The organism is Pseudokineococcus sp. 1T1Z-3 (assembly GCF_037482365.1).
In the GTDB taxonomy this organism is placed as follows: Bacteria; Actinomycetota; Actinomycetes; order Actinomycetales; family Quadrisphaeraceae; genus Pseudokineococcus.
This window is the reverse complement of the sequence record NZ_JBBHZF010000023.1, coordinates 439,017-455,215: the sequence shown is the minus strand read 5'-3', so window position 1 is coordinate 455,215 and position 16,199 is coordinate 439,017. Positions and strand designations below refer to the sequence as shown.

Sequence of the window (16,199 nt, the reverse complement as noted above, 5' to 3'; positions counted from 1 at the left end):
ACCCGGCCGAGACGGGCCGAGAGGGTCAGGGGTGCCCGCCGACGTCGGCGGCCGACCTGAGGAGCGTGCGTGAGCGAGCCGGACGCCGACGCGCCCGTCACCTCGACCAGGGGAGTCAGCGCGGACCCGGTCTCGGCCGTCCGCGGCCCCGGCACCGAGCAGCTCCTCGCGGACGGGCGGACGCTGCGGTACTACGACGACCACGGCGGGGACGGCGCGGGCCGGCCGTTCCCCGACGAGCGGCCGATGACGGACGCCGACCGCGGCCGGGCCGGGGAGGTGCGCCGCGACCCGCTGACCGGGGACTGGGTCGCCGTCGCCGCGCACCGGATGGGCCGCACCTTCCTGCCGCCCGCGGACCAGTGCCCCCTGTGCCCCACCGGGTCTGCCGGCTCCTCCGGGGCGCCGTCGGAGATCCCCGCCCGGGCCTACGACGTCGCGGTGCTCGACAACCGCTTCCCCTCCTACTCCGCCGGGGCGCTCGGCCCGGCGCCGGGCGCCCTCGTCGACGGGGAACCCTTGTGGCCCACCGGTCCCGCGGCGGGACGCACGGAGGTCGTCTGCTTCTCCGACGACCACGACACCTCCTTCGGCGACCTCGGCGTCGAGCGCCTGCGGACGGTCGTGCGGGCGCTCGCACACCGCACCGAGGAGCTGTCGGCGCTGCCCGACGTCGCGCAGGTCTTCTGCTTCGAGAACCGCGGCGAGGAGATCGGCGTCACCTTGCGCCACCCGCACGGGCAGGTCTACGCCTACCCGCAGGTGCCTCCGCGCACCCGCGCGCTGCTGCGGGAGGCCCGCGCGCACCGCGAGCGCACCGACGGCAACCTGCTCGCCGACGTCCTCGCTGCCGAGCGCCGGGCGGGCACGCGCGTCGTCCTCACCGGCGAGCACTGGACGGCGTACGTGCCCGCCGCCGCGCGCTGGCCCGTCGAGGTGCACCTGGCCCCGCACCGCGACGTCCCCGACCTCTCCGCGCTGGAGGACGACGAGCGCGAGGAGCTGGCACACGTCCAGCTCGACCTGGTCCGGCGGCTCGACGGCTTCTTCGACGAGGTCGAGCACCTGCCGTACATCTCGGGGTGGCACCAGGCCCCTACCGGCGCCGGGCGCGACCTCGGGCGCCTGCACCTGCAGGCCTTCACGCTGCTGCGCTCGCCCGGCCGGCTCAAGTACCTCGCCGGCTCGGAGTCGGGCATGGCGGCGTGGGTCAACGACCGGTCACCCGAGGCCATCGCCGAGCGTCTGCGGCAGGTCGGCGCAGGATCCTCGCCGGCGGCGGGTCGGTGACGGGCGACGTCGCCGTCGACCGGGTCGCCGCACCGGACGTCGAGCGCACCGCCGCGACGGCGCGGGAGATCTTCCAGCGTTCGCTCGGCGGCGAGCCAGCGGGCCTGTGGGCGGCGCCGGGACGGGTCAACCTCATCGGGGAGCACGTCGACTACGCCGGCGGCACGTCCCTGCCGCTGGCGCTGCCGCACCGCACCGTCGTCGCGGCGCGGCCACGCGAGGACGGGCGCGTACGGGTCATCTCGGCGTGGGCGCCCGAGGAGCCCTGGGAGGGCGCGCTCGCTGACGTCCGCCCCGCGGGGCAGGACGGCGCCGTCGCCGGCTGGCCCGCCTACCCGGTGGGGGTGCTGTGGGCGCTGGCGCAGCGGGAGGGTCGGCTGGGCGAGGTCACCGGGCTCGACCTCGCCGTCGCGTCCGACGTCCCGGTCGGCGCGGGCCTGTCCAGCTCCGCGGCGCTCACCTGCTCCACGGCGCTGGCGGTCGCCGAGCTGGCCGGGGTCCCGTCCTCCGCACCAGGGGCCGGCGCGGACGAGGACGCCCTGCGGGTCGAGCTCGTCGCCGCCTGCGTGCGGGCGGAGAACGAGGGAGCCGGGTCGCCGACGGGCGGGATGGACCAGCAGGCGTCGCTGCGCGCACGCGCCGGGCACCTGCTGCTGCTCGACGCGGCCGACGGCACGGTGGAGCACGTGCCGCTGGCCCTGGAGGAGCACGGCCTGGTGCTGCTCGTCGTCGACACCCGCGCCAACCACGCCCTCGTCGACGGCCAGTACGCGGCGCGCCGGGCCGCCTGCGACCGGGCCGCCGCGCTGCTCGGCACCCCGCACCTGGCTCGGGCGGCGCGCGGCAGCTCGGTGCTCGACGTCCTCGACCGGCTGCGGGCTGCCGGGGCCGAGGCGGAGGTGCTGCGGCGCGCCCGGCACGTCCTCACCGAGGAGGAGCGCACCCGTGCGCTCGTCGCGCTGCTGCGCGCCGGCCGCCCGGGCGACGTCGGCCCGCTGCTCGACGCCTCGCACGCCTCGCTGCGGGAGGACCACGAGGTCTCCTCCCCCGAGCTCGACGTCGTCACCGACGCCGCGCGCGCGGCCGGAGCCCTCGGCGCCCGCATGACGGGCGGCGGCTTCGGCGGCTCGGCCCTCGCCCTCGTGCGCGAGGGCGACGTCGACGCGGTCGCCGAGGCCGTGACCCGCGCGGCCGTGCACGCGGGCCACCCCCGGCCCCAGCTCGTCGCCGTCGTCGCTGCCGCAGGCGCCTCCCGCGTGGGCTGAGATGGTCGAGGACGACCGCGTGCAGGGCGCCGTCGCCGTGCGCCGTAACTTCGACGAAACCCTTGCTGACGCCCGCGGACACACCGGAACATCGCGCGCTCCTGCGAACGCCGACGCAGCCTGGGCACGTGGGCCCTCCGCCAGGTGCTGCACTGCGCAGCTGGCCTAGGACTGGACCGCGTGGTCGTCTCGTGGGCAGTCGACAACACCGCCTCGGCCCGCACGATCGAGCACCGCGGCGGGTCCAGCACGACGTCCTAGGCACCGGTCGCGGCGGCTTGCGGTGCAGCTGGACCGACCTCACCGACGTCCACACCTGACGACCCCCGTCGCAGCAGCGCTCAAGCCAACACCCTTGCTGGCCTGCTGTCTCGGGCTAACGTGCCCGACGGGGCACGACAACAAACGGGGGACGTACGACGCATGAGCCAGGAGCACTGGAGCGAGGCACGACTCATCCCGACCTCAGGCATCAACGGCGCCGAGGAGCAAGAGCGCCGGGCGACGTCAGCCCTGCTGGCCGTGATGACCTCGGTGCGAGAGTTCGGACGAGCACTGACCCAGCCCCTCGGGGCCCCCGCCGGTCGGGTGGAGACGTATATCGAGGTCCCGTTCCAGCTCGGCGACCGACGCGTCTACCCCGACGGGCTGATCCGGGTGCAGCGTGGACAGCGTTCGTGGACCGCCCTCGTCGAGGTGAAGACCGGCACCAACGACCTCGACGCCCGCCAGCTCGAGGACTACCTCGACGTCGCCCGAGAGCACAAGCACGACGCCCTGCTGACCATCTCCAACGAGATCTCCGCCGTCCCCGGCCAGCACCCGACCGCCGTAGACCGCAAGAAGCTGAAGAAGGTAGCGCTGCACCACCTGTCGTGGACCCAGGTCCTCAGCAGCGCCGTGCTTCAGAAGGAGCACCGCGGCGTCGCCGACCCCGACCAGGCGTGGATCCTCGGCGAGCTGATCCGCTACCTCGAGCACCCACGGTCCGGAGCCCTCGAGCTCGACGACATGGGAGCCGGCTGGGTCCCGGTGCGCACCGCGATCTCCTCCGGCACCCTACGCGCTTCCGACAAAGGACTCAGCGAGGTCGTTGCTCGTTTCGACGCGCTGCTGCGCTTCAGCTCCCTACAGCTGGGCCGCCGCCTCGGCACCGAGGTGGTGCCCGTGCTCAGCCGTCGAGAGCTCGCCGAGCCCGCCCTGCGCGCCCAGTCGCTCGTGGACTCCCTGGTCAAGGACGGCGTCCTCCACGGCGCCATCCGCATCCCCGGCGCAGTCGGTCCGCTCGTCTTCAAGGCCGACCTGCGCGCCCAGCGCATCACCTGCCACGTCGACATCGACGCACCACGAGAGGGCCGGTCCACGACAAGGGTGAAATGGCTGGTGCGCCAGCTCAAGGCCGCACCGGAGTCCCTCCGCGTCGAGTCCTTCGTCCTCCACGCCCGCGGCCCCGGCCAGAGTGAGCTTCTCGCCGCCGTCCGGGAGGACCCCGCCGTGCTCGTCGTCGATCCCACCCGCGACCTCAAGAGCTTCCGCGTCGAGATGAGTGCGCCCACCGGGACTAAGCGCGGACGGGGACGCGGAGCCTTCATCGACTCCGTCCTCGCCGCGATCGACACCTTCTACAGCGAGGTGCTGCAGAACCTCAAGGCGTGGTCAGCGGCACCCCCACGGCTACGAGAGCCCGACAAGAGCGCCATCGACCCCCTCGACAGCAACGCACTCTCCTCACAGGACGGACCAGAAGCCACCGGTACATCGCAACCGCCGGACGTGGCGACCGCCGCCAGCCAGTCCCCGGAGGACGTATCGGATGAACGGTAGAGATGCTACGTCGCGGACAAGGCCTCTCCCTGGCTTTCGAAAGGAGCGCGCGTCGACTGTGCCGAGGGCTCACGGTCAGAAGCTTCTCCGGTGAGCAGGAAAGACCTCGCACCGAGATAGGTCCGTGGGCTTGCACGACGTCACGGAACGACCAGAAACCACGACGAGGTGAGTCGTCGTGGCTCTCCTAGAGGCTCAAGTGGACGCCTGCGATCAAGCAGATGCAGGCCGCGCTGGCCCAGGTCGGCGCGTACGCCGGGTCGGTGGGTCAGAGAGATCTCCACCAGGAACAGGGCGACTCACTTCTCCTCACCCGGCAGGATGAAGGGCAGGGCGAGCCCGTCGAGGACGCCCGCGCACGCGCAACCGGTGCGCTCGCGAGGCAGCGCCTGCAGGGCGGCCAGGACGATCGCCCGGACCCGCTCGAGCGCCGCGGCGAAGACCTCGAGCACCTCGGCGTGGGTAACGCCGTCGCCCGCCTCGACCCCGGCGTCGTGGTCGGTCACGACGCTCAGCGCGGTGCAGCACAACGCCAGCTCGCGGGCGAGCGCGGCCTCGGGCATGCCCGTCATGCCGACCACCGACCAGCCGGCGTCGGCGTGGACGCGCGACTCGGCGCGGCTGGAGAAGCGCGGGCCCTGGACCGTCAGGAGCGTCCCGCCCTCGACCACCTCCTGCCCGCGGGCCCGGGCCGCGGCGACGACGACGACGCGGCCGACCGGGCAGTAGGGGTCGGCGAAGGGCACGTGCACCACCGCGCCTCTGCCCACGGAGCCGTCGTAGAAAGTGTGCTCCCGGCCCCAGGTGCGGTCGACGACCTGGTCGGGCAGGACGAGCGTCCCCGGCACCAGCTCGGGGCGCAGCGAGCCGACGGCCGAGACCGTGACCAGCTGGCGGACCCCGAGGCTGCGCAGCGCCCAGAGGTTGGCGCGGTAGCCGATGCGGTGCGGGGCGAGCGTGTGCCGGCGCCCGTGGCGGGGCAGGAAGGCGACGCGGCGGCCGCCGACGGTCCCGGTGGTCAGGCCGTCGCTGTGCTCCCCCCACGGCGTCGCGACGGTGACGGGCTCGGCGTCCTCGAGGAGGGCGTACAGGCCTGATCCGCCGACGACGCCGACGTCGGGGCCCGGGTCGTTGCGGTCGGCCGTGGGTGCGCTCACCCGCCCATCCTCGGCCGCCCGGGTGGTCGGCGGGCGCTCCCGGGCGGTCCTCGACCTCGCCGTTCAAGGTCCGGCGGCGACGTGCCGATGCACGCCGCGTGAGCCCTTCGCACCCGTCCGGCCCGACGAGCCGGCCGCAGCACGTGCCCGTGCACCTGCTCGCCGGCGCCGTCGTCGTCGTGCTCGTCCTCGCGACGAGCCGCCTGACGGTCCTGGAGGCACCGCCGGCCGCGGCGACCTGCACGGCGGCGGCCGTAGGTGCGCTGTGGTGCCGGTGGGCGGGGCGCACCGGCGCCCGGGCCGCCCTCGGCGCCGCGGGCGCCACGACGGGCGCGGTGGCCGTCGCGTGCGCCGCGCTCGGCGCGCCCGCCCTGCCCGCCCTCCTGGCGGGCGTCGCGGCGGGCGTCCACGGGTGGGTCGCCGCCCGCGCGCACGCCGGTCTGGTGCGACGCCGCGGCGGCCTGCGGCCGGCGTCCCACCGGAGCCCGGTGGAGCCTCCCGGCCCCCGGCGGGAGTCTCCGGCCGACCCCTTCGGCACCCCCGCCGACCTCGCGGCCGTGCTCGTGGCCTCCCTCACCGGCGCCGTCGCCGCCTACCCCGTGTGGTGGCTGGCGCTGGCCGCCACGTCCGCCGACGACGCCCCCGCCGTCGCCGCCGCCGTCGGGCTCAGCGCCGCCTGCGCCACCCTCCTCGCCCTGAGCGCCGCGCTGTCCCTCGTCGGCCTCGGGCGCGGCGGCCGGACGACGCGCCGCCATGGGACGCGTCCGGCCAGCCCGCAGGAGGCGCTCGTCCTGCTGCTCGCGGCCACCGGGGTGCACCTGCTGCTGTGGTGCGTGCTGGTCGACGTCCCGGTCTCCTTCCTGGCGCTCCCGCTGTCGCTGTGGCTCGCGCTGCGTGCCCCGCTGCCCGTCGTCAGCGCGCACGTCGTCGCCGCGAGCCTCCTGGTCGCCCTCGGCACGGCCGCCGGCCGCGGCCCGCTCGCGGGGCTGGAGCCCGTCGCGGCGGCGACGACCGCGCACGCCTTCGTGGCCGTCCTCGCCGTCGCCTGCTTCGCCCTGTCGCTGTCCCGGCGCCACCGCGACGTGCTCGTCCAGCGCGCGGACCGGTCCGACGCGGCGGCCCGGGAGCGTGCGTCGCTGCTGCGGCGGGCCTTCGCGACGGCGCCCGTCGGCGTCGCCGTCGTCGAGGTGGACCGGGGTGCGCCGACGGTCGTGCGGGAGGTCAACGCCGAGCTCGCCGAGCTGCTCGGGCGGCCCTGCTGGGCCCTTGCCGGGCAGGGCGTCGAGGTGCTCGGGCGGGTGCACGCCGAGCCCGGGCCCTGCGCTCTGGACGTCGCCGCCCGCTCCGGCGGACGGCCGCGGTGCGAGCACGTGCTGGCTGGGCGTCCCGGACGCCCGGAGACGGAGAGCCGGGTGGTGGTGAGCGCCTCCCGCGTCAGGAGCGCCGGTGGTGCACCGCACCTGGTCGTCGTCGTGCAGGACGTGAGCGCCGAGCGGCAGATCGAGCAGGTGCTGCGCCACCGCGCCCAGCACGACCCGCTGACGGGCCTGGCGGGGCGCGAGCTGCTCACCGTGCGCCTTCAGGCCGCCGTCGGCGCCGAGGGGGCCGGCGCCAGCGTCCTCGTGCTGGACCTCGACGGCTTCAAGGCGGTCAACGACAGCGCCGGCCACGCCGTCGGGGACGAGCTGCTCGACCACGTCGGCGCCCGCCTCACCACCGCCGCCGCGGGGGCACCCGAGGCGCTGGTGGCCCGGATGGGCGGCGACGAGTTCGCCGTCCTGGTGCCGCGCGCCCTGCCCGCCGACGCCCTGCGCGCCCTCGGTGAGCAGCTCGTCGCGGCGCTGGAGGTCCCCGTGCTCCTCACCCCCGGGGTCTTCACCGTGGGCGCGAGCGTGGGGGCGCAGGTCGGCTACCCCGGTGCCGACGCCCGGCGGCTGCTGCACGAGGCCGACCTCGCCATGTACGCCGCCAAGCGCGCCGGGGGCGGGGGCGTCGTCCTGCACGACGAGCCGGGGCGGTGGGTTCCCCCGCAGCCCTCGCGCGGCCCACGAGGGACCGCCGAGCCGTCCTGAGCCGGCTCGGGGAGGGTGGTCGAGCCGCCGTCAGCCCCCGAGCAGCCCGGCGAGCTCCTCCGGCGGGTCGACCGGGTCGGCCAGGTAGAGCTGCCCGCCCGCGAGCACGGCGTCCTCCACCGGCACGCCCTCCAGCGCGCGCACCTCGACCTCGACGGGCTCGGTGCCCGCGCCCGTCCCGTCGCCGATGCCGTCGGCGCAGCCCGGGACGACGCCCGCCAGCACCGGGCCCGTCGGTGGGGGGAGGGCGGCGTCGGGCGGCAGGCCGGCACCGACGTACCGCCGGCCGTCCACGTCGACCGCCGCGAGGCAGGCCCCGGCGGCCGGACCGCCGCCGCCCGGGTCCGCCGGCGGCGCCTCGGACGAGGTCGTCGGCGGCGCCGCAGGAGCCGGGCCTGCCGGGCTCTCGCCGTCCTGGCCGGCGGCGCAGCCGGTCACGAGGAGCGCGACGAGGGCGGCCGCAGGCGCGGCGGCGGTCGGTCGGACGCCGCGCAGGAACTGCAAGCCGGGTCGCGGCAGGGACGGCGGGTGCGGCAAGGACGGGGACGGCAGGGGCGCTCCGGTCATGCCCCTGCGACGCAGCGGGGCCCTCGGCGGTTCCCCCGACCTTCCGCCCCACCCGGACGCCGGACCCGCCCGGCCCGGTCTCTCCGTCGGGGCGGCTCCTCAGCGCGCGACGGCCGAGCCCGAGCGGGCCGACGCGGCTCCGGGGCCGGCGTCGGTCACGGCGAGGACGACGGCGGAGTAGGAGGTGCCCCTGCGGAGCCCGCCGACGGCGACGGACTGCGAGGAGCCCCGACCAGAGCTCACGGTGGGGCGCACGGTGACGACGACGTCGCGCGACGTGCCCTGCGCGCGCAGCAGCACCCGGTAGGACGTGACGGCCGAGCCGCCGTCGCTGGCCGGGGCGGACCAGGCGACGACGACGCCGGTCGCGCGGTCCCTCGTCGACCCGCTGCTCACCGTCACCCGCTGCGGCGCCGACGCCGTCGTCCGCGGCCGCACCGAGGTGGTGGCCCAGGGACCCGCACCGCTGGCCGTGAGGACCCGCACCGCGACGGCGTGGTCGACCCCGTCGGCGAGCCCAGCCACGGTGGTGGCCCGGGCCGCGGCGGAGGTGCGCACCACGACGTCCTCCCGCCCGCGGGCCGAGACCCGCACCTCGTAGCCGGTGGCGCCCGTGCCGACGCTCGCCGGGGCCTGCCAGCTGACGGCGGCCCGCCCGGGCCCGGGCACCGCCCGCAGCGAGCGCGGCGACGTCGCCGGGGCGACGGGGCGGACCTGCGTCGTCGCGGCCTCACCGACGCCGGCGGCGCTGAGGGCACGCACCTCGACCCGGTACGTCGTCCCCGCGAGCAGCCCGCGGAGCGTCGTCGAGCGCGCCGCGGCGTCGGTGGCGACCACCGTCTCCGCACGGCCCGGCGCCACGAGCCGGACCTCGTACCCGGTGACCTCGGCGGCCGTCTCGGCCGGTGCCGGCGGCTGCCACCGGACCTCGGCGCTCTGCTCGCCGGCCACGGCCGAGAGCGAGGTGGGAGTGCCCGGCGCCAGGAGCACGGGCTGCTCGGGCGCGGGGTCCTCAGGGGCGGGGTCCTCAGGGGCGGGGTCCTCAGGGGCGGGGTCCTCGGGCTCGGGGTCCTCGGGGGCGGGCCCCGTCGGCGGCGCCGTGAGCTGGCGCGCCCGCTCCACCGCGGCGACGGGCACGAGCCGGCCCCAGCCGTAGAGGTCGTCGTGACCGGGCGCGCCCAGGTCGAGGGCGGTCTGCTCGAGCACCTCCTCGACCTGGGTCGGGGTGAGGCCCGGGGCGGCTCCGCGGACGGCCGCGGCCGCCGCCGCCGCGTACGGCGAGGCCATCGAGGTCCCCGAGGCGTACCGGTAGCCGGCGCCCGTCCAGGTCGAGGCGACCTCCGCGCCCGGTGCGGCGAGGTCGGCGTGCGGGCCGGAGGAGGAGAAGGAGGCCCGAGCGTCCGCGCGGTCCGTCGCCGCCACGGCGACGACGCCGTCGTAGGCCGCGGGGTAGGAGGTCGGCGAGCCCTTCGCGCCGTCGTTGCCCATGGCCGCGACGACGACGACGCCCCGCTCCCCGGCGTACGCGACGGCGCGGCGGAGCACCTCGTCGCTGCGGGACGCGCCGAGGGAGAGGTTGAGGACCGAGGCCCCGGCGTCCACGGCGGCGACGACGCCCTGGGCGACCTGGGCGGTCGAGCCGGACCCGTCGGCACCGAGGACCCGCACGGGCATGACCCGGGCGCCGGCGAGGAGGCCCTCCACGCCGGTCCCGTTGCCGACCTCGGCGGCGACGATGCCGGCGACGTGCGTGCCGTGCCCCTGCGGGTCGACCCAGCCCGCGCGCGGGCCCGTGGTGCCGTCGACGACGTCGACGCCCGGGACGAGGACGTCGTCCAGGTCCGGGTGGTCGCCGTCCACGCCGGTGTCCAGGACGGCGACGACGGGCGTCGACGTCACGAGGGGACGCAGCTCCTCGGCGTGCAGGGTGTCGAGCGGCCACTGCAGGGACCGGTAGGGGTCCGCTGCCGCGCCCGCCGTGCCCACGGCCCGCACCACCTCGGCGACGTCGGCGACCTCCACGGCGTCGACCCCGTCGAGGAGACGGGCGACACCCGCCGCGCGGTCGGTGCGCACGTCGAGCGCGTCGACGACGAGCCGGCCGCCTGGCGCCTCGACCGCGACCGAGACGACGGCGCCGGCGCCGGGGGCGACGAGCGCGGCCTCGACCTGGCGCGCCTGGCCGGCCGAGAGGTCCTCGACGACCTCCGCGGGCAGCACGTCGGCGACGTCGGGGACGGCGCCGGCCGAGGCGGGCAGGGCCGAGGCGGGCAGGGCCGAGGTGGGCAGGGCGGCGAGCGGCAGGGCGAGGACGGCGACGGCCGCCGTCAGGGGCAGGGCGCGTGGGCTCCGGGTCACGGGCCTGCTGTCGGCAGCCCCGGCGCAGCGGACGACGGGCGAGGCCAGCCACCACCCGCTCGTCCCAGGGGCTCACCCGCCTGGCGCGGCGGACGGGTGGCGGGGCCCGGCCGTGGGCCGAGGGCCCCGGCGGCACGGGACGGCCCGCCTCTCACAGGCGCGACCCAGTCGGCGCACGCCACCGCCACGGGGTGCGGTGGTGCCGTCTCTGCCGAGGCCGCCGCCACGGCGGCCCGAGCATGAAGGAGGCGCCATGTCGGCCCTGGCCGCGACCCGACCGTCGACACTCCCTGCCCGCCCGAGCACCGCGCCCACCGGGCCTCCCGGTCCCCGCGCCCACCATGACCTCGCCTCCCAGCCCGGCCCCACGAGGAGCGGGCGCCCGCGCGTCCACGTCCGGGTGAGCGAGGACCTCGACCTGTCCACCGCGCCGCGCCTGGCCGCCCGGGTGCTGGACCTGGCGCGGTGCGGCGCCGACGTCGTCGTCGACACCTCGGCGGTCGGCTTCGTCGACTGCGCCGGCCTGGCGGCGCTGGAGCGGTGCACGAGCGAGGGACGCGGCGCGGTCAGGGTCGAGCCGAGCGGCGCGGCGGTCGAGCGGCTGCGGGCGCTCGTGCGCAGCACCCGGTCGGCGGCGTGAGCCTCGTGCGGGCGCGCACTCCGCCCGCTCAGCTGCGGCCGAGCTCGGCCTCGGCGGCGCCGGCGGGCAGCACGAGCAGCTTGCCGGTCGTGCGCCGGGCCTCGAGGTCCTCATGGGCACGGGCGACGTCGTCGAGCCCGTACCGGCCGCCGACGCGGACGTCGAGCTGCCCGCCTTCCGCCCAGGTCAGGACGTCGCCGGCCCGCCGCAGCAGCTCCTCGCGCGTGCGCGAGTAGGCGTACAGCGACGGCCGCGTGAGGAACAGGGAGCCCTTGGCGTTGAGCACCTGCGGGTCCAGCGGCTCGACCTGCCCGCTCGCGCCGCCGAACAGCGCCATGACCCCGCGCGGGCGCAGCGCGTCGAGGCCCTCGGTGAAGGTGGCGCGCCCGACGCCGTCGAAGACGGCCGCGACGCCCTCGCCCGCCGTCAGCTCCCGCGCCCGCGCGGCGAAGCCCTCGTAGCCGAGCACCTCCTCGGCGCCGGCCGCGCGGGCGAGCTCGGCCTTCTCGGGCGTCGACGTCGTCGCGAGCACCCGCCCGCCGCGCAGCCGCACCATCTGCGTGAGCAGCAGGCCCACCCCGCCGGCGCCGGCGTGCACGAGGACGACGTCGCCCTCCTGCACCGGGTAGGTGGAGGTGCACAGGTAGTGCGCCGTCAGGCCCTGCAGCATGAGCGCCGCCGCGGTCTGCGCGTCCACGCCCCCGGGCACCGGCACCGCCTCCGCGGCGTCCACGAGCACCCGCTCGGCGCAGCTGCCCAGCGCCTGCTTCCACGCGACGAGGCTGCCCGTCGGCACGTCCTGGACCCCCTCGCCGACGCCGACGACCCGGCCGGCGCCTTCCAGCCCGATGCCGAAGGGCGTGGGGACGGGGTAGACGCCGCTGCGCTGGTAGGTGTCGATGAAGTTGACCCCGGCGGCGTCGACCTCGACGAGCAGCTGGCCCGGCCCCGGCTCGAGGTCGGCCACCTCTCGCACCTCGAGGACCTCGGGACCACCGTTGCGCGGCACGACTGCGGCTCTCATGCGGCGAGCCTCGCGCAGGCACGTCCGAGGCGCCCGACGAGGTGCGCGTGCCGGCCCGGCGGCCCGCTCAGCCGGTCGAGCGGGTCAGCACGACGAACTCCAGGTCGGGCCGGCGCGGGCGCCCGAACCGCTCGTCACCGTAGGGGAAGGGCCGGGTCTGCCCTGTGCGGGCCCAGCCGCGGCGCTCGTACCAGGCGACGAGCTCGGCGCGCTGGGCGACGACCGTCATCTCCAGGTCGGTGGCGCCCAGGACGTCGCGGGCGTGGGCCACGCCGGCGGCCAGGACGGCGCGGCCGGCGCCGGCGCCCTGCCGGGTCGGGTCGACCGCGAGCATGCCGAGGTAGGCCAGGCGGCGGCTCGCCCCGGGCAGGTCGCGGTCGTCGGCGGCCGGCGCGCGCTCCTCCTCGGCGCGACCGGCGGCGGGGCGAGCCTCGACGTGGCAGCAGGCGAGCAGCCGCCCGTCGCGCTCCAGCAGCAGCACGACGGAACCAGGGGCCTCGACGAGCGCCGCGACGGCGACCGCGTCGGTGCGCTGGCCGTCGAGCAGGTCGGCCTCGGTGGTCCACCCCGCCCGGCTGGCCTCGCCGCGGTAGGCGGACTCGACGAGCGCGACGACGGCGTCGACGTCCTCGCGGGTCGCCGCCCGGACGGTCACCGGCTGCTGCACGGCGCGGACGCTACTGGCGCCTGCGCCGTCTCACGCGACGCGACTCGGGCTCCACCCGCGGCGGCGGCGCCCACGGCGAGCGGGGCTGGGCTCTGGGCGGGGACTGGGCTCTGGGTGGGGACTGGGCTCTGGACGGGAGCTGGGCTCTGGACGGGAGCTGGGCTCGCCGCTCGCAGGTGCGGGAGGCGCAGGCCGCGGGCTCGGCGCCACGGGCGCCCGGCGGCGGCGCGGGTCCTCCGGCTGGGGCCAGCCCGCGAGCGCCCCGAGCCGCGCGAGGTCGGCCCACCCCCCGCGCACCTCGAGGCCGTGCTCGCCGTCGGCCACCTGCAGCGTCCACGGCGCGGTCGCGTGCCGCGGGCGCCGGGACCGGCTGCGGCAGCGGGCGGACCGGAGCCGGAGGTCCCGCAGCGGCACGGGCCGGGCCGAGCTCGGCAGACCCGGGGCGATCGTCGCGCCGACGTCGGTGACCGTCACGTCCTGGCGGCCGGCCCACGCCGGGGGCATCCACGGGGCCGTGCCGGCGATGGTCAGCCGAGGCGGTGACTCGACGCGCTCCCCGGCGTCCCTCCAGGCCCGTCGCGGGAAGAAGACCGCGTCCTCCGCCTCGAGCGCCGTGACCAGGACCCGCAGCACCCACCGCGCCAGCCGCAGCTCGGCGGGAGGGCTCTGGACCTCCCACGCAGAGGGCTCGACCGTCACCCGCGCATCATGGCTGCGCGCGGGCGCCGGGTGGGGCGACTCCGACGCGAGCACCCGGGCGGAGCACTGCTTTGGGCGGTCCGCGGATCTCCACGCGTCAGGTCGTCGGGTCGGGCGGGACGGTCGGCGGGACCACCTCGGGGCCGGCCTCGGTGGGGCGCGGGCCGTCCTGCGGGTGCAGGCGGACGCCGAGGAGGGCCACGTCGTCGTGGCCCCGGTCGGGCAGGAGCCGCTCCAGCACCGTGTCGAGCAGGTCCGGCAGCGGGAGGTGCGCGGCGTCGGCGACCACGCGCGTGAGCCGGGTGATGCCCGCCTGGAGGTCCTCCCCCCGGCGCTCGACGAGGCCGTCGGTGTAGAGCAGCAGCGTGGTGCCCCGGTCGACGACGACCTCGCTCTCGGTCCGGACGACGTCCGGCACGATCCCGAGCAGGAGGTCGGTCCGGGCGGCGAGGAGCTGGTGCACCTCGCCGTCCGGGCTCACCACCACCGGGGGCGGGTGGCCGGCGTTCGACCACCGCACGCGGGTGAGCCCCTCGGCCCGCATCGCCGGAGTCTGCTCGACCCGGGCGACCACGGCCGTCGCCGTCGTCGACAGGAGCAGGCCCTCCATCGCCGCGTCGAGCCCGGCGAGCACCTCCGCGGGCCCGGCGCCGCTGTGGAAGGCGATGCCGCGCAGCAGGCCGCGCATCTGCCCCATGGCCGCGGCGGCGGCCGTGTCGTGGCCGACCACGTCGCCGATGACGACGACCGTGTCGCCGCTGGCCTGCAGGAAGGCGTCGTACCAGTCCCCGCCGACGCGGGCGGACTCGGCCGCCGGGACGTACCGCACGACGATCTCGGTGTGGTCAGGAGCAGGTGGCGCCGACAGCAGGCTCCGCTGCAGCTCCTCGGCCAGGCCGACCTGGATGCGGTAGAGGCGGGCGTTGTCCAGGCCTGCCGCGGCGCGCTCGGCGAGCTGGCGCACCGCCGCGAGGTCGTCGGGGCCCGCGGAGCCACGCCCGGCGTCCCGGAACAGGGTGAGCAGCCCGAGCGTGCGCCCCCGGGCGACCAGGGGGAAGACCGCTCCCCACCTGGGCTCCAGGTGGCGGACGACCTCGCGCGCGACCCCTGGGCGCAACCGGCGCGCGGCCGCCTCGTGCGCCGGCTCGGGCAGGAGGACGGGCGCCCCGCCCTCCAGGGCGGAGAAGAGGTACGCGCTGGTCTCGACCTCCTCCAGCCGGTGCTCCGCGTAGCGCGCGACGAGCGGGCGCAGCGACGCGTCCGCGTGCCAGGAGCCGACGTCCTGCAGGGTGCCGTCCTCGCGGACGAGGGTGACGACGCACCAGTCGGCGAGCACGGGGACCACGAGCTGCGCGAGCCGGGCGACGGCCGCCTCGGGGTCTCCTGTCGCGGCGAGCTCGGTGCTCACCCGCGAGAGGACCTCCCGGCGGGCCGCCTCCCGCTCGCGCCGCTCGTCGGCCGCGCGCCGCTCGCTGACGTCGAGGAAGTACACCGACAGCCCGTCCGGGACCGGCCAGACGCGGACCTCGAACCAGCCGTCGAGCGGCGCGGGGTAGTAGGTCTCGAAGGACGTCGGCTGCGCGGCGGCCCCGGCGTCCCGGTACGCGCGCTCGAACGCCGTGCCGACCGTGGCGGGGTAGAGCTCCCACAGCGTGCCGCCGAGGAGCTCCTCGCGGGGGCGCCGGAGCAGGCGCTCGGCCTCCGCGTTGACGTACGTGAAGCGGAAGTCGTGGTCGAGCGCGCAGAACGCCGCCGGCATCGCCTCCAGCACCCGCCGGACACCCGCCTCGGCACCGGCGGTGTCGGTGGTGTCGTAGGCCGCGCCCAGCAGGTGCGCCGAGCCGCCCTCGCGCAGGACCCGGCCCCGGGCCTGGATCCAGCGGACCTCGCCGCCGGGCAGCACGATCCGGTACAGCTCGTCGTACTCCCCGTCCGTGCGCGCCGCCTCGGCCATCGCGGCCTCGACGCGGGCCCTGTCCTCGGGGTGGAGCCGGCTGACGAAGTCCTCCAGCCGGCGCCCGAAGCTCTCGACGTCGTAGCCGAAGATCTTGATGAGGCGGTCGTCCCAGACGAGGTCGCCGGTGGCGAGGTCGAGGTCGAAGCCGCCGACGCCGGCGGCCTCGATGGCGAGGTCGGAGCGCAGGCGGCTGCTCTCCAGCTCGTCGGCGAGGTCGCTGCGCTGGCCCTCGGTGACGAGGGCGGCCGCGACCTCCTCGAGGACCTCGACGTCCACGGTGGTCCAGCGGCGGGGTGCCGCGGTGTGGACGGCCAGGGCGCCCTCCACCCGGCCTGCGGCGAGCAGGGGGACGGCGAGCAGGGCGCGGACGGCGCCGCTCCCGACCTCGGCCGCGTCCGCCGTGCGCGGGTCGGCCGCGGCGTCCTCGACGACGAGCCGGCCGGTGGCGGCCTCGCGGAGCAGCGGGTCCGCGGCGAGCGCCACCGGGCTCTCGACCAGACGGGCGCCGTCGGTAGCCAGCACCCGGTGGGCCAGGGTGGTCAGGCGCTGCCGCGCTGAGGAGCCGGGGGCGGGAGGGTCGTCGTCGCGGGCTGACGCCGGGGAGGTCAGCGCGCCGTCCGTCACCGCGACCCCCTCTGCGCGCCACCGGCACGCACCGGTCCTGCTCCCTGCCGGTCAT

11 protein-coding genes are annotated in these 16,199 nt (G+C 77.3%); 5 read left to right on the top strand and 6 right to left on the bottom strand.

The window, feature by feature from the left end:
• The first annotated feature begins 183 nt into the window (after positions 1 to 183).
• The 3 genes from galT to WDV86_RS09455 all read left to right on the top strand — a co-directional run bounded on the left by galT (position 184) and on the right by WDV86_RS09455 (position 4,379).
• On the top strand, positions 184 to 1,290 hold the full coding sequence (gene galT, locus WDV86_RS09465; protein ID WP_445263013.1) for a galactose-1-phosphate uridylyltransferase: 1,107 nt from the start codon (positions 184 to 186) through the stop codon (positions 1,288 to 1,290).
• The gene (locus WDV86_RS09460) at positions 1,287 to 2,555 is read left to right on the top strand and encodes a galactokinase (protein ID WP_339567371.1); all 1,269 of its coding nucleotides are present in this window, start codon (positions 1,287 to 1,289) and stop codon (positions 2,553 to 2,555) included. The genes galT and WDV86_RS09460 overlap by 4 nt, the downstream gene beginning before the upstream one ends.
• Positions 2,556 to 2,978: 423 nt before the next feature.
• Complete coding sequence (locus WDV86_RS09455; protein WP_339567370.1) at positions 2,979 to 4,379, top strand: hypothetical protein; 1,401 nt, start codon at positions 2,979 to 2,981, stop codon at positions 4,377 to 4,379.
• 299 nt (positions 4,380 to 4,678) lie between these two features.
• On the opposite strand, the gene WDV86_RS09450 is transcribed toward WDV86_RS09455, so the two are convergent.
• Positions 4,679 to 5,536: an S-methyl-5'-thioadenosine phosphorylase gene (locus WDV86_RS09450; RefSeq protein ID WP_339567369.1), complete on the bottom strand. Its 858-nt coding sequence runs from the start codon at positions 5,534 to 5,536 to the stop codon at positions 4,679 to 4,681.
• A gap of 98 nt (positions 5,537 to 5,634) precedes the next feature.
• Between WDV86_RS09450 and WDV86_RS09445 the strand changes: the two genes are divergently transcribed.
• A complete protein-coding gene (locus WDV86_RS09445; protein ID WP_339567368.1) occupies positions 5,635 to 7,608 on the top strand; it encodes a sensor domain-containing diguanylate cyclase in 1,974 nt (657 codons plus the stop codon).
• Positions 7,609 to 7,638: 30 nt separating this feature from the next.
• On the opposite strand, the gene WDV86_RS09440 is transcribed toward WDV86_RS09445, so the two are convergent.
• Positions 7,639 to 8,175, bottom strand: coding sequence for a hypothetical protein (locus WDV86_RS09440; protein WP_339567367.1), 537 nt, complete (start codon positions 8,173 to 8,175; stop codon positions 7,639 to 7,641).
• Positions 8,176 to 8,274: 99 nt separating this feature from the next.
• Positions 8,275 to 10,533: a S8 family serine peptidase gene (locus tag WDV86_RS09435; RefSeq protein ID WP_339567366.1), complete on the bottom strand. Its 2,259-nt coding sequence runs from the start codon at positions 10,531 to 10,533 to the stop codon at positions 8,275 to 8,277.
• 400 nt (positions 10,534 to 10,933) lie between these two features.
• On the opposite strand from WDV86_RS09435, the gene WDV86_RS09430 reads away from it, so the two are divergent.
• Positions 10,934 to 11,173, top strand: coding sequence for an STAS domain-containing protein (locus WDV86_RS09430; protein ID WP_339567365.1), 240 nt, complete (start codon positions 10,934 to 10,936; stop codon positions 11,171 to 11,173).
• 28 nt (positions 11,174 to 11,201) lie between these two features.
• Here the strand turns inward: WDV86_RS09430 and WDV86_RS09425 are convergent, their stop codons facing one another.
• The 3 genes from WDV86_RS09425 to WDV86_RS09415 all read right to left on the bottom strand — a co-directional run bounded on the left by WDV86_RS09425 (position 11,202) and on the right by WDV86_RS09415 (position 16,144).
• Positions 11,202 to 12,197, bottom strand: coding sequence for a quinone oxidoreductase family protein (locus WDV86_RS09425; protein ID WP_339567364.1), 996 nt, complete (start codon positions 12,195 to 12,197; stop codon positions 11,202 to 11,204).
• 67 nt (positions 12,198 to 12,264) lie between these two features.
• A complete protein-coding gene (locus tag WDV86_RS09420) occupies positions 12,265 to 12,864 on the bottom strand; it encodes a GNAT family N-acetyltransferase (protein WP_339567363.1) in 600 nt (199 codons plus the stop codon).
• 796 nt (positions 12,865 to 13,660) lie between these two features.
• Positions 13,661 to 16,144 (bottom strand): SpoIIE family protein phosphatase, encoded by a 2,484-nt coding sequence (locus tag WDV86_RS09415; protein ID WP_339567362.1) that lies wholly within the window; start codon positions 16,142 to 16,144, stop codon positions 13,661 to 13,663.
• Between the last annotated feature and the right edge of the window lie 55 nt (positions 16,145 to 16,199).

What these genes read in the sequence shown, in the direction of transcription:
- WDV86_RS09440 (WP_339567367.1), bottom strand. Translation starts at nt 8,175, where the DNA reads ATGACCGGAGCGCCCCTGCCGTCCCCGTCCTTGCCGCACCCGCCGTCC.
- WDV86_RS09455 (WP_339567370.1), top strand. Translation starts at nt 2,979, where the DNA reads ATGAGCCAGGAGCACTGGAGCGAGGCACGACTCATCCCGACCTCAGGC.
- WDV86_RS09425 (WP_339567364.1), bottom strand. Translation starts at nt 12,197, where the DNA reads ATGAGAGCCGCAGTCGTGCCGCGCAACGGTGGTCCCGAGGTCCTCGAG.